The organism is Paenibacillus sp. BK720, from assembly GCF_011761545.1.
GTDB lineage: Bacteria > Bacillota > Bacilli > Paenibacillales > Paenibacillaceae > Pristimantibacillus.
The window spans coordinates 306151-330830 of the sequence record NZ_JAASRQ010000005.1 but is presented as its reverse complement, the minus strand read 5'-3'; the positions used below and the strand labels follow the sequence as shown (position 1 = coordinate 330830).

Below are 24680 nucleotides of genomic sequence, written 5' to 3'. Positions count from 1 at the left end.
GCCGATTACTTCTCTTTGCGTTGCTCTAGAGAATAATCGATGATGTAGTCAAGCAGCTCGCTGAACTTGATGCCAGCCGCTTTAGCCGCCTTCGGCAGCAGGCTGTTCTTCGTCAGACCCGGCAGCGTGTTGGCTTCCAGGACGTACGGAACACCGTCTTTAATGATCATATCGATACGCGAATACACGCTGCATTTCAGAGCCTTATAACAACCAAGCGCGGACGCTTCGACGCGGGCCTGCACGTCGGCCGGCAATTCGATCACTTCTTCCGTCGCTCCGCCATCCTGGTACTTGGAGTCGAAATCGAAGAACTCCGAATTGGCTTTAATCGAAACGATGGGAAGCAGCTTGCCGTTCAGCACGGCGCATGTGATTTCTTCCCCGCCAACGAATTGCTCGATCATTACGGAGTCATCCCATTTCAACGCTTCCTCTACCGCTTCCGCAATGTCCTCCCGCGTTTTGACCAGACGCGTAGCAATGCTCGAGCCGCCCGAATTCGGCTTTACGACAACCGGCAGGCCAAGGCGCTCCACGTTTGCCGCGGCAAGCTCTTCCATGCTGGAGACGTTAATCCAATCGGCCGTAAGGATGCCGTCAAAGCGGATCAGCTTTTTCGCCAGCTCTTTATCCATGCTTACGCTGCTCGATAACACGCCGCAGCCGGAATAAGGAATGCCAAGCGATTCGAGCGTGCCTTGTACCGTGCCGTCTTCGCCGTATTTGCCGTGAAGAGCGAGCAGCGCAAAGTCGATACCCGCCGTTTTATCGATCAAATCGCGTTTCGTGTTAATCTCGATCGGCACCACTTCGTATTTGCCGCGATCCAGATTCGCGATCATTTCTTGCCCCGTTAATAAAGAAATTTCTCTTTCGGACGAAATGCCGCCCATAATAACGCCGATTTTCATCATGTTGTGTAGAAGCCTCCTAAAAATTTTGCGAGTATGGAATGATAAAACAGTTTAAATTCATGAGCAAAATTGCTTCGTAAGCATATGCTTAAATTTTGCGAGTATGGAATGATAAAACAGTTTAAATTCATAAGCAAATTGCTGTCGTAAGCATAGGCTTTGCTTTGCTCGCTGCGAATTACTTCCCGAGCATAGCTTTCGCAGCGTCTCCGATCCTTTGGATCCCTATGACGATATTCTCGTCGGAGACGCGGGAGAAGCCAAGCCGCATCGTATGGCGGCCGCCGCCGTCGGTGTAGAAAATATCGCCGGGAGTGAACAGTACGCCTTGCTCGGTGCAGGCCTGCAGCAGCTCCCTTGTGGAGAAGCTCTCCTCGAACTCGACGAACAGGTGAAGCCCGCCGTCGCCCGACAGCCTTTTCAGCGGCAGATACGTCCTGCAGCTCTCCACGGCCAGCTCGTATTTGCGCTTATACTCCGCCTTCGCGCGCTTCAGATATTTCTCGAAGTTGCCGTTATGAAGATATTGATAGAGCAGCGATTGATCAAGAGTTGAAGTATGAATGGTCCGCGCGCGTTTGACGCTTTCCAGATAGTCGATCAGCTCCTTATCCGCCAGAATCCATCCGACGCGTAGGCCGGGGAACAGAATTTTGGAGAAGCTGCCTAAATAAATCGTTCCGTTATTGCGGTTGCCGCCGTAAGCGAGCAGAGGGGCCACGTGAGCGCCTGAATAACGAAGCTCTTCATTAAAGCCGTCCTCGATAATCGGAATCCGGCGGTCGTTCAGCATCCGCACCGTCTGAGCCCGTTTCTCGTGGGACATTACGATTCCCGTCGGGTTATGGTACGAAGGAACAAGGTAAGCGAGGTCATAGTCCTGCCCGCCAAGCTTCTCTTCCAACTGTTCTAGGCTAATGCCGTCAGGCTCCATATCTACGCCGGTAACGGCAAATTGGTGCATCTTTAAATTTTTTATGGCGGTATGATGAGTCGGGTTCTCGCATAACGCGTGTCCGCTGCGCTTTCCAAGCGCCGACAGGACAAGATCGAACCCTTCCGTAAAACCGTTTGTAATGAGCATATCCTTGCCGGTCAGATCGACGCCTTTGTTTTCCATGTAACGCATCAGGAATTCGATCAGGGGCTTATAGCCCTTGGCGTAGCCGTAATTGAGAATAATGTTGCCTTCCAGCGACATCCGGTCGAGGAAAGCGCGCTTCACATTTTGCAGATCAAACAGCTTCTCGTCAGGAGCAATGCTCGTAAAAGAAATCGCCCCCCGCTTCGCGCGGATGCCATGCTTCATCAGATCATGCTCTTCCGCGGCGCGGGCCAGATCGTTCATCCGTTCGCTCCAGTCAAGCTTCTTGCCGGCGCCCTCTTCCGACGCAACGCCGCCCGCCGATTGCGCGACGAAGTTGCCTTTTCCTTTTACGGCATATATAAATCCTTCATCCACCAGGTCCGCGTAAGCGGTCACGATGGTATTGCGCCCTACATTCATCAAGAGACTTAACTCTCGCGTGGACGGGAGCTTCTGATTCGCTTGCAGCGCGCCCGTTATCATCAGCCGTTTCATGTAATCCTTGACCTGCATCGAAACCGGCCGGTCGCTTGCGAATTGAATATCAGAATACACCCCATCACCTCCAAAGAATTGCTGCCGCTTGGCGGCTATTCTTGCTTCGTAAGCATAAGCTTATCATGGCACAAAATTGCTCCAAGCAAAAGAACCACGCTAGGCGTCTTTCGCCTTTCGCGTGGTTCTTAGTCAAGCCTCGCTCGATTTTGTCACTTCGCCGTCACGCCTCGGCAACCAGGCAACTCGATGCCCGTCAGATACGATGCGTCATCCGGCGTGAGGAACAGTTCGATAAAACCCGCTGCATTTCGCGGCCATTGTGCAGTCCGGCATCGAGGACCTCTCGATTCGCCCCGATCTGCAGATCATAGAAACGCTGACGACGATTACGCCATTTTTCCCGTCAGCTATCGCTGCAGAATAACATTCTGCTGTTCGAATCGGATCTCGAGTCCAGACCGCAGCCGCTTATTCTCAAAAGGATGTTCATCGATTACGTAAAGAACAAATAATGCATCGGCTCCAACGCAAAAAAGAACGCTTGCCCGCACGGTACGGGAAGCGTTCTTTTATCTTAATCGGATAAATAAATAAGAGCATGAATCCATAAACTAATTAAAATTTAACCCGTAGAACCGTTCAGCATTGCTAAGACTGCTGTAAATATCGGTGCTGGCTCCGCCGATGTACCAATAGGCAAGACCCGCCAGATTATAATCCATTGCTTTTTTATATTTGGCGGCAAGCGATCTTCCATCCTCGATCCAGAGCTGATGCTTAAGGCCGTTAAGCTGATACGATACGGTATATTGCGCAACCGATGCGTCCCATGCGGGGAGAAGCGAACGGTTGCGGACGATGTTGTTTTGCTCGATGAGCGTCAGTTCCGAAGCCGTTACCTTTCCGGATTTATCGGTGGCCCAGTCCTGATTGTAATAAGGCAGCGCCAAGATAACCTTGCTTGCCGGCACTTCCTCGAGGATGTTGGCGATCGCATAGTCCACATAGGGCAGCGAGGCGACTGAGCCTGCGATTGGACTGGTGCTCCAATGCTCGTCGTAAGCCATCAACACCATGTAATCGGCCGAAGCGCCAAGCGCTTTGTAATCGAAGCCTTCGGTCCAGTCACTGCCAAGGTCAGGCGATACGCATACCGAGACGATGGCGCCAATCTTGTGCAGCTTCGCGCTAAGCTCGCTAATAAAAGCGGTCATATAGGCACGGTCTTCGGGAGCGACATTTTCGAAATCGATGTTCAGTCCCTTGAGTCCGTACTTCTGCACATAGCCCGTAAGTTGATCGACCACTTTACCGCGGTACGTCGCATTGGACAAGTTCTGATGCGTCACTTCCTGGCTGGAGCGGTTGCCGACCATTCCCCAAATTTGTCTTTTGTTTTTGCTTGCCCAGCTTACGAGCGACTGATCCGTGTAGTCTGCCACAACTCCTGCCGGGTCGAAGAAGTACCAACGCGGGGATAAAGTCGTTACGTTCGCTTGGAGAACCGACTGCTCATATTGGGCCGTCGTCTGGCCGTATTGCCAGCCAAGCTGGATGCGGGCTGCAGACTGCGATTTCGCAAGCGCGGTAGCCCACTTTGCATTTTGCAGAGCGCGATCAATGACAGCGGCCGTTTCCTGTCTGGTCATCCCGTCTGCCGGATTAAAATGACCGTTCGCATCTCCGGCCATCAGGTTAAGCTCGAGCGCCGCGCCAACCGCCTTATCGGCCCAATCCGCGATCTCGTCAGCGTCCGCAAAAAACGAGGTATCGCCGGATACACCGGACTGCTTGAATGCCCGTATGAGCATAATCGCCGCTTCCTGCCTTGTTACGGGCTTTGACGGTTCAAAGCTATGCGGGCTTGTCCCATCCGCAAGGCCGACCTGGACGGCAGCCGTAACCGCGTCGTAATACCAGTCTGTGGGCTTCATATCCTTAAATGGATTGATAGCGCCGTGAACGGTTTTGATCCCGAGTACGCGGTCCAGAATCGTAATGAACTCCGCCCGGGTAACGGGCTGTTTGGGCGAAAAGGTTCTAGCGGAAGTCCCCGATAATATCTGTTTCTCATATAAACGAATGATAGAGTCCTTGGCAAAGCTGCCCGCAATATCGTCGAAAGGCAGCTTGTTCGTGCTGGCTGCATCAACGGTAGGAACGATCCCCATTAGACAGGACAATGCTGCTGCTCCCGCGACCCATCTCTTAAACTTGCTGCTAATCAAGAGAATGTTCCCCCTAAATAGAATGATCATACAAACAGCCAGACTAGGTGTCCGTGATGATTCTTGCGTCTTAAGCAAAAGCTTCAATAATACATCAGATCATGCTTCTCTAATGGTAACAAAGTTCAGGCAACGGTTCATCGGCAAGAAAATGGGAATCGGCATCGGTCAGCCGTACTTCAGGTACAAGCGTCAATGAGCGCCATTTATAATTGGTCAAATGCCTCAGGAACAAACACCCAAGCACCTTGGAGAAAACGGTCATAAGTTATAGAGTACTCAAGACGTAAGGAGGTGCATGTAGAATGTCCGGTTACGTTGGTGGTGTTAACTCTACAGGTTTCATCCTGGTGCTTTTTATACTGTTGGTGATCATTATTTGCGGTTGTGGCTTCGGTAAATTTTATTAATCCCTAGCTTATCTGCACTAATCTTCGCGGCAGCATACGAAGCTTAGTCCGCAAGCAAAAGGCCCATTTCGATGGGCCTTTTGTGCGTTTTACGGAGATCGCGGCTTCCGAATGGAACATGCCGTCTTCCCTTGCGATGCCTTAGCCTGCTGCGAATTTGGCGGGACATGCCCCTGCTCCATTCCCCTACCCCGGACGGGGGCAAGCGAATGTCGAATTGTGCTACAATGGGACAATCCGAGTGTTTAGGAGCTTACATAATTGCGCATGCTAATAGAGAGATTCATAGATTAAGAGAGAGAAACGGACAACCGGAGAGGAGACGTTAAGAATGCCCGAACCTTTGGCACGGCAAAATACGACCGTTGGCCGATTAGGCCAGCCGTATGTCAGGCCCGAACAGAAGCAGAAGAGAAGCCGGGTTATGACCTCGCTTGTTTTAATTGCGATTATTGTCATGGGCTGGCGATGGGTCGAATCGGTACAGGATCATCCCGCTCCTGCCCGGGAGCAGGCTCCTGCGAAAAGCACGGCAATCGTCGGCCTTCACCCGATTGTTGCAGAGAAGGCGGATGAGCTTGTGGCCCAGACCGGCAAGCTGGGTATCAAAATCATGATCACCGACGATTTCCGCTCAAGCGAGGAGCAGAACGCCCTTTACAAGAAGGGCCGTTCCGAGCCGGGCCAAGTGGTCACCAATGTTAGAGGCGGTGCTTCTTACCATAACTACGGGCTTGCGGTCGATTTCGCGCTGGTCAAGCCGGATGGCGACGTTATCTGGGATATGGAATATGACGGCAATCGCAACGGCAAGTCCGACTGGATGGAGGTCGTCTCGGCCGCCAAAAAGCTAGGCTTTGCCTGGGGCGGAGACTGGACAAGCTTCAAGGACTATCCCCACCTTCAAATGGACTTTGGCTACTCGATAAAAGATTTGCAGAACGGCAAACGCCCGCCTGCAACCGAATAACAAGACATGGCCCTGCGCGGAACAGTCAGCGCAGGGCCATGTCTTGTTATTGTGCTTAACGTTACTGTGTATCGTTAAGTTACGCGATACGGGCGCTTTACTCGCCTTTTCGCAGGTTTTTTATGTGCTTAACGATGCCGCGCATCGTTAAGCCCCCTTGGTTTTGCGCTTTAACCGCCTTAACGATGTCCTGCATCGTTAAGCTTCTTGTGCCCTCCTACTCCGCCAGGCGAAGCAGTTCGCTCACGGTTACCAGCCGGTACCCGCTCGCCGTCAGCTCCTTCGTCAGCACGCGCACCGCTTCTACCGACTGCGAACGGTCGCCAAATCCGTCGTGGAAGATCAAGATGCTGCCATTCCGCACTTCCTTGCGCGTCGTTTCGAGGATATGGTCAACGCCCGGCATGTCCCAATCCTTGGCTTCCATGTTCACGGCGCCGATTGACGGATAGCCATCGCGTTCAAGCATGGCATCCACTCTCTCGTCCCGCGCCAGATAAGGCAGACGCATCGTTGCGGCCCGCGTTCCCGTTACCTGCTTGATAAGCTCCTCCGTACGCGAAAGCTCGCTTTCGAATTCTTCGTCCGACAGCTCGGTCATATTGGGATGCGTATACGAATGGTTGCCGATTTCATGTCCTTGCTCATGGACAAGCCTCGCTACCTCCGGATGAGCAGCGATTTGTTCGCCGATCATATAGAAGGTTGCTTTTCCCCCTGCTTCTGCGAAGATCTTCAGCAGCTCCGGCGTGTACACCGGATGGGGTCCATCGTCAAACGTAAAAGCAACAGCCTTACTGGACGTATTAACGGATTGAATGACCATAACGATTTAGACTCATCTCCTGTCGGTTAATTTCTTCCCTAGTTTAAACCTCTTCTCAAAAGCTTGTAACTAGATAAATGACGGAACAACCCTAAACAATTAAAGGTTCATAGCATAAACATAACCATATAGTATATCAACAGCCCTGCTGCGCCAAGCGCGGAATACGGCCAATGATTTTCAATTATAAAGGACGCTACAAGCACGATCAGCGAAAAGAATGCGCCAAGCGTCCCTCCAATCATCGCAACAGCCGTATCCGTCCACAGAAACGGAAGATAGCCGCCGATGATGTACAACACGAGGCAGAACAAGCTCCGCCCGTACTTCACGAACCGTGCCAAAAAATCCGCCAGACACGCGAAAAGCAAGCCATAGCCGTAAAAGAAACTAAAGGGTATACTCAAATCCCTACCTGACATCTGATGAAGTTTAAACCCGTTGAATAGAAGAATAAAAACCAATAGCCCTACTCCCACCCCAAACAGCCTGGAGGCGAGATATCGGACAAAAACGCGCCAAGGTACCGCGTACGACATAAAGACCATTCCTTTTCGCTCAAGTATGGAACGACTTTATCGTATCAAGCGGCTTGCCGTCCGCGCAGTTCTATCTTTTGTAGAACCCTACAAAAATTTATAATCCAGGAAGGTCGCCGCCTGCCCTCTGTAAATCCCCTGCTCATCCACCAGATTCCATACCGTAGCGTTAACGATGTAGAATCTCCGTCCCGTCCTGGAGATCCGGATGCCGGTATAGTTATCGACATAACCGTTTGCAGTCACCTGCGTAAAAAACCGGTCCCGTTCCGCCCGCTCCATCGGCTCTGCCGTAAGCCGCGAAGGCGTGCTGGTCAGCTGCTCCCATGTCATCTCCCACAACTCCAGAGCCATGCGGTTACCGTAATTCAACACCGGATCGCTCTCCGTCCCATGCGACAAAATCACTCTCGGAGCCGTAAACAGCAGCTCCTCCAGCCCCTTCTCCCTATCATGCTCGGCGGACACCAATTCCTGCCCCGTCCATCTCCGGTAGCTGTCCGCGAGCAGCCTGCTATGCTCATAAGTTGCGCCTACGCCTGTTAGCGGCTTGTCCACTATGTTCACCATCCCTTCTGTTATTCCGCTTCGTTCCCCTTACTCCGAAGCAGCCATCGTTCAGCTGCTTTTAAATCGTCGCAAACATAATCCGGTTCGGGCCCTTGCGGCTGCCGTTTATGGAGCCGGTTCAGCCAGATCGTCTGAATCCCAAGCTTGCTTGCTCCCACAACGTCGCTGCTATAGGAGTCGCCAATATGCACAATCTCCGAAGGCTTGAGACCGCAGCGCTTCATGCCCTCAAGAAACAATTCCGGCCGCGGTTTGTAAGCCCGCACGTCCTCGCTGGTCACGATGCCCGTCACTTTGATCCCGTGAAAAGCAGCCGCTGCCTCAATATCCGCCGTATCGATATTGGATAAAATATAAATCGGGAGATCCCTGAAAGTCGAGAGAAAAGGCAAGGTGTCCTCATACAATTCCGGCTTCATCCAATGCTCAAACTGCCTTCGGATAAGCTGCTCCGCCGAACAGTCCGACTCGAAATGCGCAAGCGTCTCGACGAGAGACAGAAGCCCCAGCTCCCGCTGCGGCTTAAACTTCTCCCCAAAGCTCGCTTCAAAGAAGCCGGACAACGTCCTCCACCAATATTGACCGATATCACCCGGCGCGCAAGGAGTCGCCGCGCTTGCCCGGATTTGCTCATATATCGGAGGTAAAATATCGTCATCCTCATGCACCAGCGTCCCGTAAAAATCAAGAAAAACAGCTTTTGCCCTCATCCCGGCACTCCCCTTTCCCCTCAAGCAAACATAAAAACACCTCCATGCCTAATCTCGACGATTAAAACGGAGGTGTCTATTCAAATCGATTGTCCTATCCCTTCATCAAAAACTTGCGGATGCCGTCTACCGCCGCTTGATGGTCCTCTTCGCCAGTCAGGCCGGAGACGGTAATCGTGCCGACTTTGCCTTGGCCGCGGACGATAATCGGGAACGATCCGCCTTCGCCTTGATAGTCAGAAAGCGGCAGGCCCGAGCTTTCCGGGAACGTTGTCCCTCGGTCTCGGAACATCTCGCCAACATATAAAGAGCTGTGGCCAAAATGGTTCACAACATTTTTCTTCGTGTTCACCCAATAAATATTGTCCTTCGAAGTCCCCGCCATGTAGTGGGTATAGAGCGGATGCTCGTCGTTCTCGATATGTACCGCAATTCCTTTGCCAATCGCATCCTTCGCGTGCTGTACCACGATGTTGCCCAGTTGCAGCGCGTCCTCGTTGGTGAAAGAATCGAACTGAAGCTCCTCTTCCTGCGCAAGCAATGTCTTCATCAAATCGTTCATCGTCCTATCTCTCCCTGCATCCGAATCTACCAACCCCATCTTACTATAAAAATAACCCCTTGGAAACCGCAATGCCTGGGCTCCAAGAGGTTCGCATGCTCATCCCGCGATTCGGCTCGGACATCTACTCCCCCGGAGCTATCGATTGTGCTACTATGAGAGCAAACAGACGCAGTGCGCCAAGGGAAGGATGGAGACAGCGTGATTGAACCTATTGCATTAAATAAAGGAACGCCCGGCGAGCCTTGTCCGATTGAAGCTGCGCTGGACGTCATAGGAACCAAATGGACCTTCCTCATTATCCGCGATCTGTTGATCGAGGGGACGCTTCGTTTCAGCGATCTGCTGAAGGGGATGGACGGCATCAGCCCCAAGACGCTGTCGCTTAGGCTGAAGGAGCTCGAAGCCAAGGGGATTATCGGGCGAAAAGTATATCCGGAGGTACCGCCTAGAGTGGAATACACCTTAACGGAGAGGGGCAGGCAGCTGGAGGGGATTTTTATCGAGCTGAAACGGTTTGGCCTTGCTTTGGGTGAAAAATAAAATAAACCCGCCATCCTCGACACGGCACAATCCTTACTTTTCGGTAACTATATGAATAAAATAACACTACTTCCCAAACGGAATTATTGGCGGTATGCTGTGCTCATTGCAAGAGCAAATCGCTCATACGTTCAAATTGGGAGGAATCAGGCATGCTGAAAAATCAAAGAATTGCCGTTATCGGAGGAAGCTCGGGAATTGGACTGGAGACGGCACGGCAGGCTATCGAGCAGGGTGCGGAAGTGGTTATCGCAAGCCGTTCGGAGGCTAAGCTGCAGGCGGCTGTTCATGAATTGGGTCCCGCCGCATCCGCTTATGTGCTGGATACAACGGACGAGGAGCAGGTGAAGCTCTTTTTCGAGAGGGTGGGAGATCTGGATCACCTGGTCGTCAGCGCGGCCGAAACCTCGGGCGGTGCTTTTCTCCAGACCGAATCGGCCCGTTCCCGCGAGCTGTTCGAGAATAAATTCTGGGGACAATACTATGCGGCCAAATACGGCGCGCCTAAGCTTGCGGATAACGGATCCATTACGTTGTTTTCGGGTGTTGCGGCCTATAAAGCGATGGCCGGTTCAGCCGCTCTAGGAGCGGTTAACGCAGCCGTCTCGAACCTGGGTCAGACGCTTGCTCTTGAGCTGGCCCCGCTTCGGGTTAACGTGGTGTCTCCCGGCATTATCGATACCCCATCCCGAAGCAAAATGCCGGAGGAGGCGCGGAATCAGCTGTATCGTACGGTGGCCGGAAAGCTCCCTGCTAAGCGGATCGGTTCCGCTTTAGATGTAGCGTCATGCGTGCTTTATCTGATCCAAAACTCGTTTGTTACCGGTACCGTCCAGCATGTGGACGGGGGGCATAGGCTCACCTAAGCGATTGGAATCGTTTGGTTAATATTTGTAACATACTCGAAATGTAATGTTCATCTTTCTTTAATGAACATTGCCTATAATAGAACTCAACCCCCCTTTTAATAATATAAATACTTAGCCCCACAGCATCGTGCTGTGGGGCACTTTCTTTGTATGGAGTTACATGATCTTGCCGACGATCTTCAGCACGGCGTCCCGCGTCAGTTTATTGCCGCCGGCGGCAATCAGGTTAACGGTCGCATGGGCAAGCGACAGCGGAATCTGGCAGAAGCTGCGGGCAGGGCCTTTTTTCAAATCCGCGAGATACTCATCCGCTAGCTTCAGGTTGCGCCGGGTGTAACGCAGCATGTCCTTCAGATCCCAGCCGTCCGGGAAGAAATCTACGCCGCGCTCCATGTCCTCCGCACGGTTGCGCATAATGTTAACCGCTTGTAACCCCCGACCGAAAGCAACAGCCTTGTCACGGTCGGTCTCCGTCCCGTCATGCCAGCGCCAAATATCGGAGAGCATTTCGCCTACCATGCCGGCAACGCTGTAGGTGTACTTATCCAGATCCTCTTCCGTCCGGATATTCCACGAGTGTCCCACCCAATCCGCCATCTGTTCAGCCATCATCGCAATGTAGTTGTATACGGTTGGGGCAATGCCGGCCGGGCAAAGCCGCGCCCATTCGGCCATCCGCACCGTAACTTCCGGGAGCTTATCCATGTGAGGCTGCCACACTTGCTCTAGCGATTCCTCGAAATTTTGCGATTTCATCGCTTGCGCCGCTCCAAGGAGCAGTTCTTTTTTGATCGGAGCAGGCAGCTTCTCATCGTCTTCTACCTCGTCAATTGCTCTCATGCACAGGTAGGCGGACGCCACGGCTTCTCTTAACTCCGGTATCAGCTTGCTGATGGGAATATAAAAGGTCCGGCTTGTCAGCTTCAGCATCGTCATTGCGTCGTTCAACATCATGTTCGTAATGGGAATTCCCTCCATGCCACGGTAAAATCTCACGAAAAATTTCTTATGTATCCATCATACTTTAACATTTCCCCAAAAGTAAAATTTTCGACCCAATTCGACCGATATGCGGCATAAAACAGGCTGAGCATGGTCTGCCGGAGGCTTTTCAGGGGTGATTCCCCTTCACGGGAAGCCTTAACGATGTCGCACATCGTTAAGCCTGCCACAACCCTCGCTCAAGCCTTCCGCTTCCCGAGGCGATAGTAACGAACGCGTTCTCCTTGGGAAGCCGACATCAAATACGGCTTATCTACCAGGTCCAGCATCAGCTTGCGCGCAAACTGCGGGCTAATTCCCAATGCCTTGCTAATCTCCACCGGCGATACGGGGTCTAGTCGATAAGATACAATCCGAATAATCTCCCTTTGATGCAGCGTAATCTCCCGGTCTGCTCCTTGGCCGTATAACTTCCCTAGCAGCTGCTGCAGCTGCTGCTGGCATTGCCGCGGACGCTCCTTCACGTCGTCAAACGAGAAACGAAGCACGGTCCAGCCGTCGCCGTTGCAAGCGATCAGCAAAGCCCCGGCGATCGATATCCCGGGAATGCGGTCCGTAACCGTCAATCTCGATGGCTATCTTGTGCGGATGACGAAGGTAGGCAAAGTCCAGAAATCTAACTCCGTCCTTAAAATCGCTCACCTCATACTCGCCATGCAAATACTCCGTCCCTCCGATTGCCGGCAGCCACACATGCTCCAAGAATGACTTCTCCGCGTGTCCATGTTCTTTGAGCTTCCTTTGTCTCTCACTGCTTCCTGCCTTCAACTGCTCTGCCAGCCACTCCTTGTAATAGGCCTCGAACTCGAACATACAAATCCTCCTCGTGAAAATAAAATGACCGCCCCCTTCCGTAAGCAACGGAAAAGAGCGGTGTGCTTCACACGCTATTTATTACCCCATTAATATACCAAATTTTGCATTCTTAATAGTCTCATTGAACATTTTTACAAGCGACAAACAGGGGGTAATTCTGAGACAACGTAAACACGGGAACCGACAGAAAGGCCGTTTATAGGTACTCCTATTAAACGCACTGCTCCCTCACCACCCGCCCCTACCCATCTCCTCTAATGGCCTTCACCGAAGAAGCAATCTGGGCGTACAGCTTAGGATTGGAATGATAGCGGAACAGCTGGAACTGCGGTTTCGTATTGGCCTCAAGCAGCCAGACGCGGTGCTCGGTATCGATTGCGATGTCCAGGCCAAGCTCCGTTATAAGCGGAAAATGCTTTTTCATCCCGGACGCAACCTTAAACGCCATCTCCCGAAGCTTCACTTCCCATGTCTCGCATTCCTGCTTCGTTAAGCCAAGCGCCTGATGCAGCCGGATCGCTTTTCCCCCGCTGCTATGGTTCGTCACGAACCGGTTAGGCGCCGCCATCTTGCCCATAACGCCGAAAAACTTCCAGGTTTCGTCCCGCCGCAAATGCAGAAGGATACGAAAATCTATGGGGTTCCCGTTAAGCTGAATCAGATTGATTCCCTGCTGCATCAGATACCGCTTGGTACCGATCAGCTGCTTCAACTTGATGGCCGCGAACTTCGCGGATTGGAACGAATAGCGGCTGTTCTCCGTCCGAATGACGATTCGGCCATCCTTATAATAAACCTTCATGACACCCTGTCCCTTCATGCCAAGATCCGGCTTCACGAACAGGACGGGGTAACGGTCAATCATGCTGATAAAACCCTTTGGCGTAAATTGCTCCGTATCCGGCAAGTAATCGCGGAGCTCTTCTTCACCAGACAGCGCTACATGCTTTAACCATTTTCGCCCCGGATATTTAATCATATAGCCTTTCATGGTGGAATCTCCTCCATTGATGTACAGCAGTTACGCGTCCTTCTGCATGAGGCTAATCGCTTGCTCCATACTATTCCTTCCACCCGCAAAAAGTACCTTCAACGGACGCCTCCCCCTTGAGGAATGGGCGTTTATCCCATGCCGGACAAATATCATGCTTCATATGATACTACACAGTTCCGACTACAGCTTAAGGCCATAGGACAGGAGAAACAAAGATGAGCGACATCTTAGGAATCATGACCCATCGGATCGGCCATGCGGGAAGCTTTGCAAGACATGCCAAATCCGCCCTCGCCGAGAAGTTCAGCGGCATTCTCGTTTACACCCCTAAAGATGTGAACCTGACAACCCGAAGAATAACAGGCTACGTATATAAAGGCGGAACCTGGAGCAGGCAGACCCTGCCTTTTCCCAAGATGAACATGGATATCGGATTTTACAAAGGATCGCAAGTCAGCAGAGCCACTCTGGTCAAAAAAGCGCCCTCTTTCCCGTTTACCGGCTACGGCATCGGCAACAAAATGAGGATCCAGAAGCATCTACTCACGTCCCCCGTGCTGAAGCCGTATCTTCTTCCTACCGAACCGGTGAAGGACCCCGGCAGCTTTCTGGCCTTTGTGAAAAAGTATAATAGCGTCATGCTGAAGCCGATTAACGGCTGGGGCGGCAGAGATATCGTACGCGTCACGCTGGAGCACGGACAATACAAAGTGCAGACCAACGGCGAGCAGACGCAAAGGATGAGCGCCGCGGGCATCCGTTCGTTAATTAGACGGTCACTCAGCAAGGAACGTCAGATCATGCAGCAGTGGATCGATATCCGGAACAAGCAAGGGATCATCTATGATATTCGCGCGTTAATGCTGAAGAAAAGCGAAGGGAACTGGCAGACGACGGGAATTGCCGTGCGGGAAGCAAAACGCGGCCGGATTACGTCCAACCTGAAGAGCGGCGGCCATGCCTTTGAAGCCAGCTCCTATTTGAAGAAAGAATTTGGCGACGAAAAAGGCGAAGAGCTCACCAAATCCGTCCGCGAACTCGCGGAATATATTCCGACGTTTACGGAAAACTCCTACCATGCCCGCCTTTGCGAGCTTGGCATCGACCTGGCGGTGGACGTCCACGGAAAGCTGTGGCTGCTTGAGATCAACATCAAGCCCGGCAAAAAAATTATGCGGCAGCTGTATGGACTCAAAGCCTGGGAGCAGGCCCTGCATACGCATTTCCAATATGCCCGCAGCCTGCTGCCAAAAACCAAATAAACGGAGATGAATCATGAGTACGGAAATAACGATAGCCGCAGTCGGGGATTTCCTGATGAAGACGCGTATCATTAACTCCTGCAAGGGGGAAAAAGGGTATTCCTTCGACCATCTGTTCGAGCCGATCGCCCCTTATCTGCGCAATGCCGACCTGACGATCGGCAACCTGGAAACCGTATTTGCGGGTAAAACCTCCGAGGACGCTTATAGTGTCGTGAAACGGCATCCGCGTACGAACTGGCCGATGTTCAACTGCCCGGACGCTTTTGCCGATACCTTGAAAAATCTCGGCTTCGACTTTGTCTCGACAGCCAATAATCATTGCATGGACAATGGCATTAACGGTCTGAAGCGTACGCTCAGAATTTTGGATGCCAAAGGGATTGCCCATACCGGCACTTACCGGACGCAGAGTGAAGCGCAGCAACTGGTCGTCAAGGAAGTCAAAGGCATCAAGATCGGCTTCCTTGCTTATACGAAAACCACCAATAAGATTCCGGTTCCTTCGGACCACAAATGGGCGGTTGACCTGATCAATCCGGCCAAGATGGTTTCCGACCTGAAGCGGCTTAAGGCCAAAAACGTCGATCTGACCATCGTATGCCTGCATATGGGCAGAGAATACTCGAATTATCCGGTTCAGAAGCAAAAGGATATGGTGCAATTATTATTCAAAAATGGAGCGGACATTATTCTCGGCGCCCATTCGCATACCATACAGCCAGCCGTCTTCTACAAAAGCGGGTCGGGTATCCGCAGATTCGCCATCTATTCCCTCGGCAATATTATTTCGACCCGCCTCTATTACAATGACCATACCTTAACCGGACTTATCACTCAGCTGCAGGTGCGCAAGCTTGATGACGGCACCATTCGCATCAAGAAGGTCGACTTTATCCCAACCTGGACGCGGATCAGCAAAACGGGAGGACGAAGCGCCTTCAAGGTCTTCCCTCTTACCGCCCATTTAAAAAAGCTCGATCCGTCCAGCGCCGAAGCCGTCCGGATGAAAAAGATGATTCAGCATGTCCGACAGCATATCGTAAAGGATCCCGACTCCGTCAACGCGGAAATCATCTAACCAACGCAAAAAGGCCGTACGGATCACTCCGTACGGCCTTTCCCTGCTCTTTTAAGCAATTAAATATTGTCTTTTTATCTTGATTTTAACCTCAACGGAGTCATTCGAATGTTCCTTGCATCAAAACTGAGATAATAAGAACTATTTAATCACGCGACGTCCCACGATGAAGCGCTCTTTATAATAGCTATCGTTAACGTTCGATACGATAACGTCCTTCGAAGGGCTTGCGTTATGAATCATTTTGCCGTTGCCGATATAGATGCCGACATGGCCTACGTCTTTATGGTTTTTCGAGCCGCTGTTCCAGAAGAACAGAAGATCGCCTTTTTTGAAGTTGCCGTAGCCCACTTTAGTTCCCACTTTAGCTTGATCATCATCGTCACGGTTTACGAGAGTAACGCCTACATTAGCAAGTTTATATACAAGCGCTGTGAATCCGGAGCAGTCCGTAGCGTAAGGGGCTTTTTTCTCTTGACGGTTCTGCCAGCTTACATAGTTCACTTTGCCTTTCAGGTTCAATGCGGTTTGAACAACCTTATTTCTCTTGGAATCGGCTGACATGGCCGCATCCGCGGTTGTGTGCAACAGGGCCGTTACCGGCAAGGCGATAGCTACGAGCAGCATAGCAATTTTAGTCATGAATTTCATATAAATACTCACTCCCTAACTTGTTGATAAGGCTATTATAAATAGGCTGGGAACCCTAAGAACACCCGCAAAAATTGGCAACGAGCGGTAAATGAAAGCGTTACGAATGCTGTAATCTAGGCGTTTCATGGGTCTTAACCACTTTCTGAGAATCGCATGAGCTTTGATGAGTATTTTCTTACTTGTTGCGTGCTAGCAAGTATGCTATAATCCTGATTTTTCATATTTTCATGTAAGTTTAACGCAAAAAGCCCGTTCTTCCATCAAGGAAGAACGGGCTTGGAAAAACTATCTCTTCTATTATAGGGCTTTCAACGCATTTGCAATCTCGATACATAAATCCTCCGCCTGCGGCACAAAGCCCAAACGGTCAATAAAAGCATGCGTGTTGCCCTTGTAACGGATGGTCTTCACCGGAACGCCGGCAGCCGCAAGCTGCCTGCTGTAAACTTCGGACTGAATGCGCAGCCCGTCGAATTCCGCTCCGACGCATAAGGTGCGCGGCAGACCTTTACTGTCAGACAGAAGCGGACTGACATAAGGATTGCGTACGTCCTCCTCGCGCGGCAGATAAAGCTCCCACGCTTTTTTAACTTCCGGATCGGCTTCGGTGGGCCGTCCAATCCCCAGCATCGGATCAATCATAGTTCTTTGCTCGTCCGCCATCTCGAACTGGGACAGCTCCCACTCATAACCGTTCACCCCGTTAAGGAAGGTAACGCAAGGATAAATCAGCACCTGCTGGGCTACCATACGCGTACCCAGATCCCGGTCTTTGGTTGCTACGGCAGCCGACAGGTTGCCGCCGGCACTGTCGCCGCCTACGGCAATCCGGTTCCGGTCGATGCCGTATTCCTCGGCATGCTCGTAAATGTATTGAACGGCATTAAAGCAGTCGTTAAACCCGTTAGGGAATTTAAGCTCCGGAGCCAATGAATAGTCGATGTTAAAAACAACGGCATCCGCCAGCTCGGCGATTAGCCGGCAAGGGTTCTCCACCGCAAACACGGTGCCGCCAATCCACCCGCCGCCGTGTATATAGATAAGGCAAGGCTTATCGGGCTTCCGCATCGATTTGCGCGGATAATACCGCCATAGGCCAACTTCGTTATCGCCAAGCTTCACGCGTTCATAACCGGTGTAAATCTCCACCGTATTCAAATTACGGTTCGGAAATCCCATGGAATCGCGAATGAGCTGAAGCTGCTCCTCCGGGGTCGGAGGAGCGGCTGGGGCAGCCTTTTGTTGCCCGGACCATTTCCTCATAAGCCGAAGCTCGTAAGGATCGAGATAACCGGCCCTTGTCTCCTCCGGATTAACCTTCACGATTACCTGCGTGCCGTTTAAGTTTACTTCCTCCTGCTGCGCTTGCAGGGCGTCCACGATTTCCTGACTGTAAACTCTCATTAACAGAAGCCTCCCGGGATGTGAAATGGTATCCCTTCTTACTTCTTCTTTCGCTTGCGAACATCCTTTATTTATTCTTGGCGGGTTGACCGGACGGCAGATAGACCATATGGTCATCATGCTCCGTCAAATCCTCCAGCCACGATGCTTCAGGAGGACAGTCCAGCATAATAAAGCGGCCTTTTCCTTCTTCTTGATAGTGATGATATTTCACGTAAGCTTTGCCGCCTTCTACGTCGAGCAGCTCAACCTTGCCGTAATCGTGGGCCATCAGAAGCCTGATCCGCTTCCCAAGCTCCGCGGTTAGCTCTTTGGCCTGCTGAACGATAGAGAACTGCGTTTGCAGAGGCAAGTTAGAGTCGGGATAAGAAGAATTAGGACGGTTAATGATAAAGGAATATGGCGAAACCCCAGCCTGGGACAGCTGATCGATCAGCTTGCCTAACAGAAGAGGGTCATTATTAACGCCCTTGACAATAGGGGTTTGATTTAGAACGACAACGCCCGCCTGGTGAAGGGCATTAAAGGCTTTTTTTGCCTCGGCCGTTACTTCTCTCGGATGGTTAATCGTGGTCATCAGATAGATCCGCTTCTCCGGACTTGAGAACCGGCTTAACATCTCTAACAGTTCACGGTCCTCGTAAATCCGCATCGGATTATGAACAGGCATCCTTGAATCCAGCCTAATCGTGCCGATATGCTCGATATTCCGCAGCTGCTCGATAATTCTGGTCAGCTTGGCAATGCCTAACATCAAGCTGTCTCCCGTCAGCACAACCTTATGAATTTCATTATGTTCGGCGATGTAAGCAATTCCTTCCGCTGCCTGGGATACCGGGAGAAGAACCATCGACTGATAAATGTGCTTACAGCCTGCGGCTTCCCACGTGTATTCCTGAATCGCATGAGGGGCTTCCCCTGCCGCCGCAATCAGATGCTTGCGGATCGGATCCTTCGGATCATCCCAGTCGATCAGGTTTAAGTAATAATCATTGACGCGAAAATGCTTCTTAAGACGTTCTCTTTCCGCCTCCGACAGACCTGCCGATCTATCGTTATCGGCCATTGGTTGCACCATTTCGCATCCCTCCAAAAGGTTTTTAAAAGCGTCACCTATGCCGGGAAGTCCATCCCACCTCCACGAAAAATGAAAAAAAGACCCCAGCAGCACAGAGAATGGTCATGGTCTGTGCGCGTTTCGGGCCTTAAAAACAGAAAAAGACCCTTCAAAGGGTCTATCGTTTGCAATTCGTTCGCAAAAGACCCATCTCAAGCTGACGAGGTTAGCTGACGGGCTCGGGATAGATGGTTCCCTACAGCCGGAAATCCGGCTGATTCGCCCCAAAAGATTGGTTTCCCCGCTTCTCGGCATCGCCGAGAACTAAGCTTATTTTAATTATCTCACAATTCTTAATATTGTCAACAATCAATCAAGAAAAATCCCCGCCCAAATTCTCGAGGAAGAATGGGCGGGGCTATATCATGGATTTCTCATTTTTTATCCACCTGAAGAAGAAATAAGTGCTTAACCGAAAACGTATCCTTGATGGTATCTTCCGAAATAACGTTCAGCTTGATGAGACCGGCGATTTTGGAGGTATCGGGCTTCGAGAGCAGCCGCCATACATCAGGATCGGGAAGAGCAGCAAACAGCTTGCTCTCATCAAATTCCTTGCGCTCCTGGGAAACAATCTTCACCTTGTAGCTGCCTACCTCCAGTTCGGAGAGGTCTAGCTCGGCGCAATGCTGTATAATTTCACCGCGCAGCTCGGACAATTCCTGCTCGATTTCCTTCTGCTTCTGCTTGAGCTGATAATACCGCTTGACCGTCTTATCTTCCAACTTATTCACGCTCCTCTTGATCATATGTATGATCGGGAGCGCGGAATTAGGACTGGATCTTGTCCACTATCTGGCTACTAATCCTCTTTTGCGGTATGCCCAATGATTCGTTGGGCCATGCCCGCTGCCGATGCTAATGCCGTCCTCAATGGCCGCCTGAATATAAGCTTTTGCCTGGCCAACGGCATCCTCGATATCAAGCCCTTGTGCCAGACCGGCCGTGAGCGCAGCCGAATAGGTGCAGCCGGTGCCATGGGTGCGCTCGGTAGCGATCCGTTTGCCGGAAAGCTCGCTGTAGCCGCTGCCGTCGAAGAGCAGATCCACCGCTTCGGCACCAGACTCATGCCCGCCTTTGATTAAGACGTAACGGGCGCCGTAGCTCAGCAGCCTTTTCGCTGCCTCCAGCTTGTCGGCCTTGCCCCGGATGGCCATTCCGGTCAGATGCTCGGCTTCGGGGATATTGGGCGTAACGATCATCGTCAGCGGCAGCAGCTTGCGGGTTAAAGCCCGGATGGCCTCTACCTGCAGGAGCGACGCTCCGCCTTTTGCAATCATAACCGGATCAACAACAACCTTCGTCCATTTAAAGAAAGCAATCGCCCCGGCTACTTCCTCGATAATCTCGGCACTAAACAGCATGCCGGTCTTTAAAGCGTCAACGCCGATATCGCTGCCGACGGAGTGAATCTGCGCCTTTACCGCTTCCTTCGCGAGCGGAAATACGCCTTGCACGCCAAGCGTATTTTGCGCGGTAATCGCCGTCAGAGCGGACATCCCGTAGGCGCCCAGCTCCTGGAACGTTTTCAAATCCGCCTGAATGCCTGCTCCGCCGCCGCTGTCCGAGCCGGCAACCGTCAAAGCCCTCGCCACATGGCCATTGTTATATTCCGCCATTTCTATTTCACCCCGTTTATCGTTTAGTAGGAAAACCGTTCCGGCGCAAACGCCGGCAGCCTGCTGCCGTTATCGATAAAATCCGCGACAACCTGCGCCGTTACCGGACTGAGAAGAATGCCGTTGCGGTAATGACCCGCGGCCATAATGACGCGGCCACCGGATTCCCGCAGCGGACCAAGCAGCGGGAATCCGTCCTGCGTGGAAGGCCTGAGGCCCGCCCAGCGATGGAACGGCTCCCGCTCGGCGAGAAACGGGAACGCCTGCTTGTTCCACTTGCGCAGCCGCTCGATTCCCCGCTCCGTAACGGTTGTATCAAAGCCCGCCACATCCTCGGAGGCTCCGCATACAAGCGTACCGTTTGCTTTCGCAACCAGATAACCCTGATTGCAGAACACCATATGCTGAACCGGCTTTACTTCCGCTTCGTAAGCGCAGATCTGACCGCGGATCGGGTACACCGGAATTCGGATGCCGAATACATCCTCCAGCTCCTGTGCCCAAGCGCCGGAGCAGACGACCAGCCGGTCGCCGGTAAAGCTCCGGCCCTCCTGCGCTGTGATAACCAGATTATCACGCCATTCTTCGACGGTTACTTTGCCAAGCTGCTCGAAGATCCGAACGCCGGTCAGGCGGCATGCCTGCTCCAGCGCCAGCACGTAGTCCGGCGCATAGACATGGCTTTCCTCCGGCGTGTACAGCGCGGCCTTCACCTCGCGGGACAGCATCGGCTCCTGCCGGAACAGCTCATCCCCTTCCAGCACAACGCCGCCGGATCCATGCTCGCTTTGCCAGAGGCGCCGTCCCTCCAGCGCCAGCCGGTCCGCCTCGTGATAGGCAATATAGAGGCTGCCCGAATCGGTATATTCAAACGTCCGCCCGGACACCTTACGGACTTCATCCCGCCATGACGGATACAGACGCAGACTTTCCCGGCACAAGCGGAAGAAATCATCCGGCCCCTCTACATTCTCGGAGTAGGGAGCAAGCATCCCGGCCGCAGCTCCGGAGGCCTGCCCGCCGCAGCGGCCAATCTCCAGTACGATGGCCTGATGTCCGCGCTTCTGAAGCTCGAAGGCGCAGGAGAGACCCACTACGCCCCCGCCCATAATCACAATTGTTTCTCCCATGGTTAGACCAGCTTTCTATCAAGTTATCGGCCCGTTATTTCACGATAAACTGCTCGTGGCCGCTGCTTGCCGATGCGTAACGCTTCTTTGCGATCCGTCCGGACAAATACGACAGACGGCCCGCTTCAATCGCCAGCCTCATTGCCCGGGCCATGCCAACCGGATCCTTCGCTTTGGCAACCGGCGTATTCATCAAGACGCCCGATACGCCAAGCTCCATCGCCTGCGCCACATCAGTGACTGAGCCTAGGCCCGCGTCCACGATAATCGGCACCTTCGCTTCCTCCACGATCAAGCCGATATTATACGGATTCAATAGGCCAAGCCCTGTGCCGATAGGCGCCGCACCCGGCATAACGGCGGCCGCTCCCGCTTCCTCCAGCCTTTTGCACAGGATCGGATCATCCGAGGTGTAAGGAAGAACCGTAAAGCCTTCCTTGACGAGAATTTCCGTTGCCTTTAGCGTCTCCAGCGGATCGGGCAGCAGCGTACGCTCATTGGCGCTGATCTCTACCTTGATCCAATCGCTGAGCCCCGAAGCCCGTGCCAGCCGCGCAATGCGGACCGCCTCCTCGGCCGTGCTAGCGCCGGACGTATTCGGCAGGAAGCGGAAGCCTTCTCCCCCCACATGCTGCAGAATCGAATCATCCTCGGTTGAAGCGAGGTTAATCCGGCGAATGGCAAAGGTCAGCACCTCCGCCCCGGATTCCCGGATTGCTTCCTTCTGCACATAAGGGCTCGGGAATAATCCCGTCCCGATAAAAAACCGCGAGGTGAGCTCATGTCCCCCGATATGCCATACATCCTTTTTCATCCTACGCTCAGCCTCCCCCGACAAAATGAACCAGCTCTATCTTCATCCGCGGCCTTACTTCCGTATCCGGCCACTGTTCCTTGGCAATAATCTCGCCATCCGCTTCCACGACGACCGGACGCTCTTTCAGTCCAAAAAGGACAATGACATCCTCGATCGTGCGGGCTTCCAGCTCTTTGGTCTCGCCATTAACGATCAGCAGCATGCGACTCTCCCGCTCCTTCCAGCTTGCGGAGGAAGGCTTGGCAGGTACCAGCGACATCGGAGCTTCCGACAATCTCGCTTACCGCGCAAATTCTTGATGCTCCCGCCGCAAGCACTTCATCCACATTGCTCAGCTTAATCCCGCCAATCGCGACAAAAGGAATGCGGACCTGCTCCGCTACCTGTCGAACGTATGCCACCGTTACCGGATCAACGACGTCTACCTTTGTCTTTGTCGGGAAAACCGGGCCAACGCCGATATAGTCGGCGCCTTGCGCTTCGGCAAGCAGCGCTTCCTCAATCGCATGCGTGGATATGCCAATGATTTTGTCTCCGACACGCTCTCTAGCCTTCGTGAGCGAGACGTCGTTTTGCCCCAGATGAACGCCGTCGGCGTCTACTTCCAGCGCGATATCGATATAGTCGTTGACGATAAACGTCACGCCGTATTTCCGCGTCAGCTCCCGCAGCGCTTTCGCCTTGCGCAGCACCTCTTCCGGGCTGCCGTCCTTATCCCGCAGCTGAATAATATCCACGCCGCCTTTGATCGCTTCCTCCATCACTTCCAGCATGTCGCGGCCGGGATGGAACTGCTCTCCCGTGATCGCATACAGACGAAAATCCTTCATCCTGCTCTCATCTCCCCTATGATCAATATCCGATATATCTCGCGTACAATGTCTTCGCACGGACAATGTCCTCCGTACCCTGAACCAGCACCCTGCCATCCGGGAACAATACCAGCCGCTCTCCATCCGGCAGCTCGGCTTTGAGCAGATAAGCGTTAAGCTCTACCTTCACCGCAGCCGGCTCCAGCCGTTTGCGCCATTGCAAGAGATCCAGCGGTCCATGTCCGCTGATCTGGACCGTGCTGCGGCCGCATAAAGACACCGTCGAATCCTTTTCCGTCACCTGCAGCGCGGGATATTCCTTCAGCTGGCAGCAAGGGCAGTCTTTCTTTGCCTCTCCAAGCTTCATTTCGTAGTAATAGTTGCTCCACAAATCGAAGGTGACCAGACTATTGCGTCTGGCCTGCTCCGCTTCAACCAAATATTTAAGCGCTTCTACCGCCTGGTAGGAAGCGACAATATCCACAACGGGCGCGATAACGCCGATCGTATCGCAGGTTTGGCCGCCGCTGTCCGCCGAAGGGAGGAAGCAGCGCAGGCAAGGCGTTCTGCCGGGCACCAGAATCGCGCTCATGCCGCGCGAGCTGACCGCACCGCCGTAGGTAAACGGAATGCCCTTGCGGAAGCACGCATCGTTGAGCAGGAACCGGGTCTGGAAGTTATCCGTTCCGTCCAGCACCAGGTCCATGCCGTCCAGCAGCTCATCGATGTTATGGACGGTCACATCCGCCACAATCGCCTCGATCCGCACATCCGAATTGATCCGGCGGAGCTTGCGCTCCGCGGCAATCGCCTTCGGGTAACCCTCTCGCACATCATCCTCGTCATACAGCATCTGGCGCTGCAGATTGCTTTTTTCCACATAGTCCCGGTCCACAATGCGGACCCGTCCAACACCGGCGCGAACCATATGATTCGCCAGCACGGTGCCAAGCGCGCCCATCCCGATTACGCATACCGAGCTTTCGCCCAGCTTCCGCTGACCTAGCTCGCCGATTGGCGCAAACAGCATTTGCCTTGAATATCTCTCCAGTCCCTCATCCATCTGCCAAACCTCCTTAAAAGAATGGTCACACTAATGGCCCCTTTGAGGCCGTTGTGACGATTCTTACTTCGTAAGCCTTCGCTTAAAGAATGGTCACACTAATGGCCCCTTTGAGGCCGTTGTGACGATTCTTACTTCGTAAGCCTTCGCTTAAAGAATGGTCACACTAATGGCCCCTTT

Annotated in this window: 27 protein-coding genes and 1 riboswitch; of the genes, 5 read left to right on the top strand and 22 right to left on the bottom strand. The window is 52.6% G+C overall.

The genetic code is table 11. The features are described 5' to 3' along the window. Positions 1-5: 5 nt before the first annotated feature. The 3 genes from FHT67_RS20475 to FHT67_RS20465 all read right to left on the bottom strand — a co-directional run bounded on the left by FHT67_RS20475 (position 6) and on the right by FHT67_RS20465 (position 4730). Positions 6-914: a D-alanine--D-alanine ligase gene (locus FHT67_RS20475; RefSeq protein WP_167201320.1), complete on the bottom strand. Its 909-nt coding sequence runs from the start codon at positions 912-914 to the stop codon at positions 6-8. A 181-nt stretch (positions 915-1095) separates the two neighbouring features. Further along, positions 1096-2559, bottom strand: a complete 1464-nt coding sequence (locus FHT67_RS20470; RefSeq protein ID WP_167201088.1) for an aminotransferase class I/II-fold pyridoxal phosphate-dependent enzyme — start codon at positions 2557-2559, stop codon at positions 1096-1098. 554 nt (positions 2560-3113) lie between these two features. After that, positions 3114-4730 carry an S-layer homology domain-containing protein gene (locus FHT67_RS20465; RefSeq protein WP_243867353.1) on the bottom strand — a complete coding sequence of 539 codons (1617 nt, stop codon included), beginning with the start codon at positions 4728-4730 and terminating at the stop codon, positions 3114-3116. Between the two features lie 741 nt (positions 4731-5471). On the opposite strand from FHT67_RS20465, the gene FHT67_RS20455 reads away from it, so the two are divergent. Continuing rightward, positions 5472-6110: a M15 family metallopeptidase gene (locus FHT67_RS20455; RefSeq protein ID WP_132310884.1), complete on the top strand. Its 639-nt coding sequence runs from the start codon at positions 5472-5474 to the stop codon at positions 6108-6110. Positions 6111-6327: 217 nt separating this feature from the next. Here FHT67_RS20455 and FHT67_RS20450 read toward each other — a convergent pair whose 3' ends face one another. From FHT67_RS20450 to FHT67_RS20430, 5 genes are all read right to left on the bottom strand, one after another. Continuing rightward, the gene (locus FHT67_RS20450) at positions 6328-6936 is read right to left on the bottom strand and encodes a polysaccharide deacetylase family protein (protein WP_132310886.1); all 609 of its coding nucleotides are present in this window, start codon (positions 6934-6936) and stop codon (positions 6328-6330) included. Positions 6937-7043: 107 nt separating this feature from the next. Continuing rightward, positions 7044-7280 carry a hypothetical protein gene (locus FHT67_RS20445; RefSeq protein WP_167201086.1) on the bottom strand — a complete coding sequence of 79 codons (237 nt, stop codon included), beginning with the start codon at positions 7278-7280 and terminating at the stop codon, positions 7044-7046. A 282-nt stretch (positions 7281-7562) separates the two neighbouring features. After that, on the bottom strand, positions 7563-8033 hold the full coding sequence (locus FHT67_RS20440) for an MEKHLA domain-containing protein (RefSeq protein ID WP_347880111.1): 471 nt from the start codon (positions 8031-8033) through the stop codon (positions 7563-7565). Positions 8034-8053: 20 nt separating this feature from the next. Then, entirely contained in the window at positions 8054-8755 is a 702-nt protein-coding gene (locus FHT67_RS20435) for an HAD family hydrolase (protein WP_167201083.1), read from the bottom strand. A gap of 94 nt (positions 8756-8849) precedes the next feature. Next, complete coding sequence (locus FHT67_RS20430; RefSeq protein WP_167201081.1) at positions 8850-9317, bottom strand: heme-degrading domain-containing protein; 468 nt, start codon at positions 9315-9317, stop codon at positions 8850-8852. A 201-nt stretch (positions 9318-9518) separates the two neighbouring features. Here FHT67_RS20430 and FHT67_RS20425 point away from each other — a divergent pair, with 201 nt between their 5' ends. Both FHT67_RS20425 and FHT67_RS20420 read left to right on the top strand, forming a co-directional pair. Further along, positions 9519-9860 (top strand): winged helix-turn-helix transcriptional regulator, encoded by a 342-nt coding sequence (locus FHT67_RS20425; protein WP_207918178.1) that lies wholly within the window; start codon positions 9519-9521, stop codon positions 9858-9860. Between the two features lie 152 nt (positions 9861-10012). Then, the gene (locus tag FHT67_RS20420) at positions 10013-10726 is read left to right on the top strand and encodes an SDR family oxidoreductase (protein ID WP_132310897.1); all 714 of its coding nucleotides are present in this window, start codon (positions 10013-10015) and stop codon (positions 10724-10726) included. A 159-nt stretch (positions 10727-10885) separates the two neighbouring features. Here FHT67_RS20420 and FHT67_RS20415 read toward each other — a convergent pair whose 3' ends face one another. From FHT67_RS20415 to FHT67_RS20405, 4 genes are all read right to left on the bottom strand, one after another. Beyond that, positions 10886-11707: a squalene/phytoene synthase family protein gene (locus FHT67_RS20415; RefSeq protein WP_207918180.1), complete on the bottom strand. Its 822-nt coding sequence runs from the start codon at positions 11705-11707 to the stop codon at positions 10886-10888. A 203-nt stretch (positions 11708-11910) separates the two neighbouring features. Next, entirely contained in the window at positions 11911-12297 is a 387-nt protein-coding gene (locus FHT67_RS30140) for a hypothetical protein (RefSeq protein ID WP_243867351.1), read from the bottom strand. Then, positions 12200-12544, bottom strand: a complete 345-nt coding sequence (locus FHT67_RS30135; RefSeq protein ID WP_243867349.1) for a hypothetical protein — start codon at positions 12542-12544, stop codon at positions 12200-12202. The genes FHT67_RS30140 and FHT67_RS30135 overlap by 98 nt, the downstream gene beginning before the upstream one ends. Positions 12545-12788: 244 nt before the next feature. Further along, positions 12789-13538, bottom strand: coding sequence for a YheC/YheD family protein (locus FHT67_RS20405; RefSeq protein WP_132310898.1), 750 nt, complete (start codon positions 13536-13538; stop codon positions 12789-12791). A gap of 218 nt (positions 13539-13756) precedes the next feature. Between FHT67_RS20405 and FHT67_RS20400 the strand changes: the two genes are divergently transcribed. Further along, positions 13757-14803, top strand: coding sequence for a YheC/YheD family endospore coat-associated protein (locus tag FHT67_RS20400; protein WP_132310899.1), 1047 nt, complete (start codon positions 13757-13759; stop codon positions 14801-14803). 13 nt (positions 14804-14816) lie between these two features. Further along, the gene (locus FHT67_RS20395) at positions 14817-15884 is read left to right on the top strand and encodes a CapA family protein (protein ID WP_167201079.1); all 1068 of its coding nucleotides are present in this window, start codon (positions 14817-14819) and stop codon (positions 15882-15884) included. Between the two features lie 141 nt (positions 15885-16025). On the opposite strand, the gene FHT67_RS20390 is transcribed toward FHT67_RS20395, so the two are convergent. The 10 genes from FHT67_RS20390 to FHT67_RS20345 all read right to left on the bottom strand — a co-directional run bounded on the left by FHT67_RS20390 (position 16026) and on the right by FHT67_RS20345 (position 24500). Continuing rightward, positions 16026-16535: a C40 family peptidase gene (locus tag FHT67_RS20390; protein WP_167201077.1), complete on the bottom strand. Its 510-nt coding sequence runs from the start codon at positions 16533-16535 to the stop codon at positions 16026-16028. Between the two features lie 300 nt (positions 16536-16835). Beyond that, the gene (locus tag FHT67_RS20385; protein ID WP_167201075.1) at positions 16836-17942 is read right to left on the bottom strand and encodes an alpha/beta hydrolase; all 1107 of its coding nucleotides are present in this window, start codon (positions 17940-17942) and stop codon (positions 16836-16838) included. Between the two features lie 67 nt (positions 17943-18009). After that, positions 18010-19020 carry a KamA family radical SAM protein gene (locus FHT67_RS20380; RefSeq protein ID WP_132310905.1) on the bottom strand — a complete coding sequence of 337 codons (1011 nt, stop codon included), beginning with the start codon at positions 19018-19020 and terminating at the stop codon, positions 18010-18012. Between the two features lie 181 nt (positions 19021-19201). After that, a riboswitch (cyclic di-AMP (ydaO/yuaA leader) is annotated at positions 19202-19340 on the bottom strand. Positions 19341-19433: 93 nt separating this feature from the next. Next, positions 19434-19808: a hypothetical protein gene (locus tag FHT67_RS20375; RefSeq protein WP_132310907.1), complete on the bottom strand. Its 375-nt coding sequence runs from the start codon at positions 19806-19808 to the stop codon at positions 19434-19436. Between the two features lie 42 nt (positions 19809-19850). Continuing rightward, positions 19851-20678 carry a bifunctional hydroxymethylpyrimidine kinase/phosphomethylpyrimidine kinase gene (thiD, locus tag FHT67_RS20370; protein WP_132310908.1) on the bottom strand — a complete coding sequence of 276 codons (828 nt, stop codon included), beginning with the start codon at positions 20676-20678 and terminating at the stop codon, positions 19851-19853. Between the two features lie 23 nt (positions 20679-20701). After that, on the bottom strand, positions 20702-21808 hold the full coding sequence (thiO, locus tag FHT67_RS20365; protein ID WP_167201073.1) for a glycine oxidase ThiO: 1107 nt from the start codon (positions 21806-21808) through the stop codon (positions 20702-20704). Positions 21809-21842: 34 nt separating this feature from the next. Continuing rightward, positions 21843-22622 (bottom strand): thiazole synthase, encoded by a 780-nt coding sequence (locus FHT67_RS20360; RefSeq protein ID WP_167201071.1) that lies wholly within the window; start codon positions 22620-22622, stop codon positions 21843-21845. Positions 22623-22629: 7 nt separating this feature from the next. Then, positions 22630-22827, bottom strand: a complete 198-nt coding sequence (gene thiS / locus FHT67_RS20355) for a sulfur carrier protein ThiS (RefSeq protein ID WP_132310913.1) — start codon at positions 22825-22827, stop codon at positions 22630-22632. Beyond that, the gene (thiE, locus tag FHT67_RS20350) at positions 22811-23455 is read right to left on the bottom strand and encodes a thiamine phosphate synthase (protein ID WP_167201069.1); all 645 of its coding nucleotides are present in this window, start codon (positions 23453-23455) and stop codon (positions 22811-22813) included. The genes thiS and thiE overlap by 17 nt, the downstream gene beginning before the upstream one ends. Before the next feature lie 22 nt (positions 23456-23477). Next, complete coding sequence (locus FHT67_RS20345) at positions 23478-24500, bottom strand: thiazole biosynthesis adenylyltransferase ThiF (protein ID WP_167201067.1); 1023 nt, start codon at positions 24498-24500, stop codon at positions 23478-23480. Positions 24501-24680 lie beyond the last annotated feature (180 nt).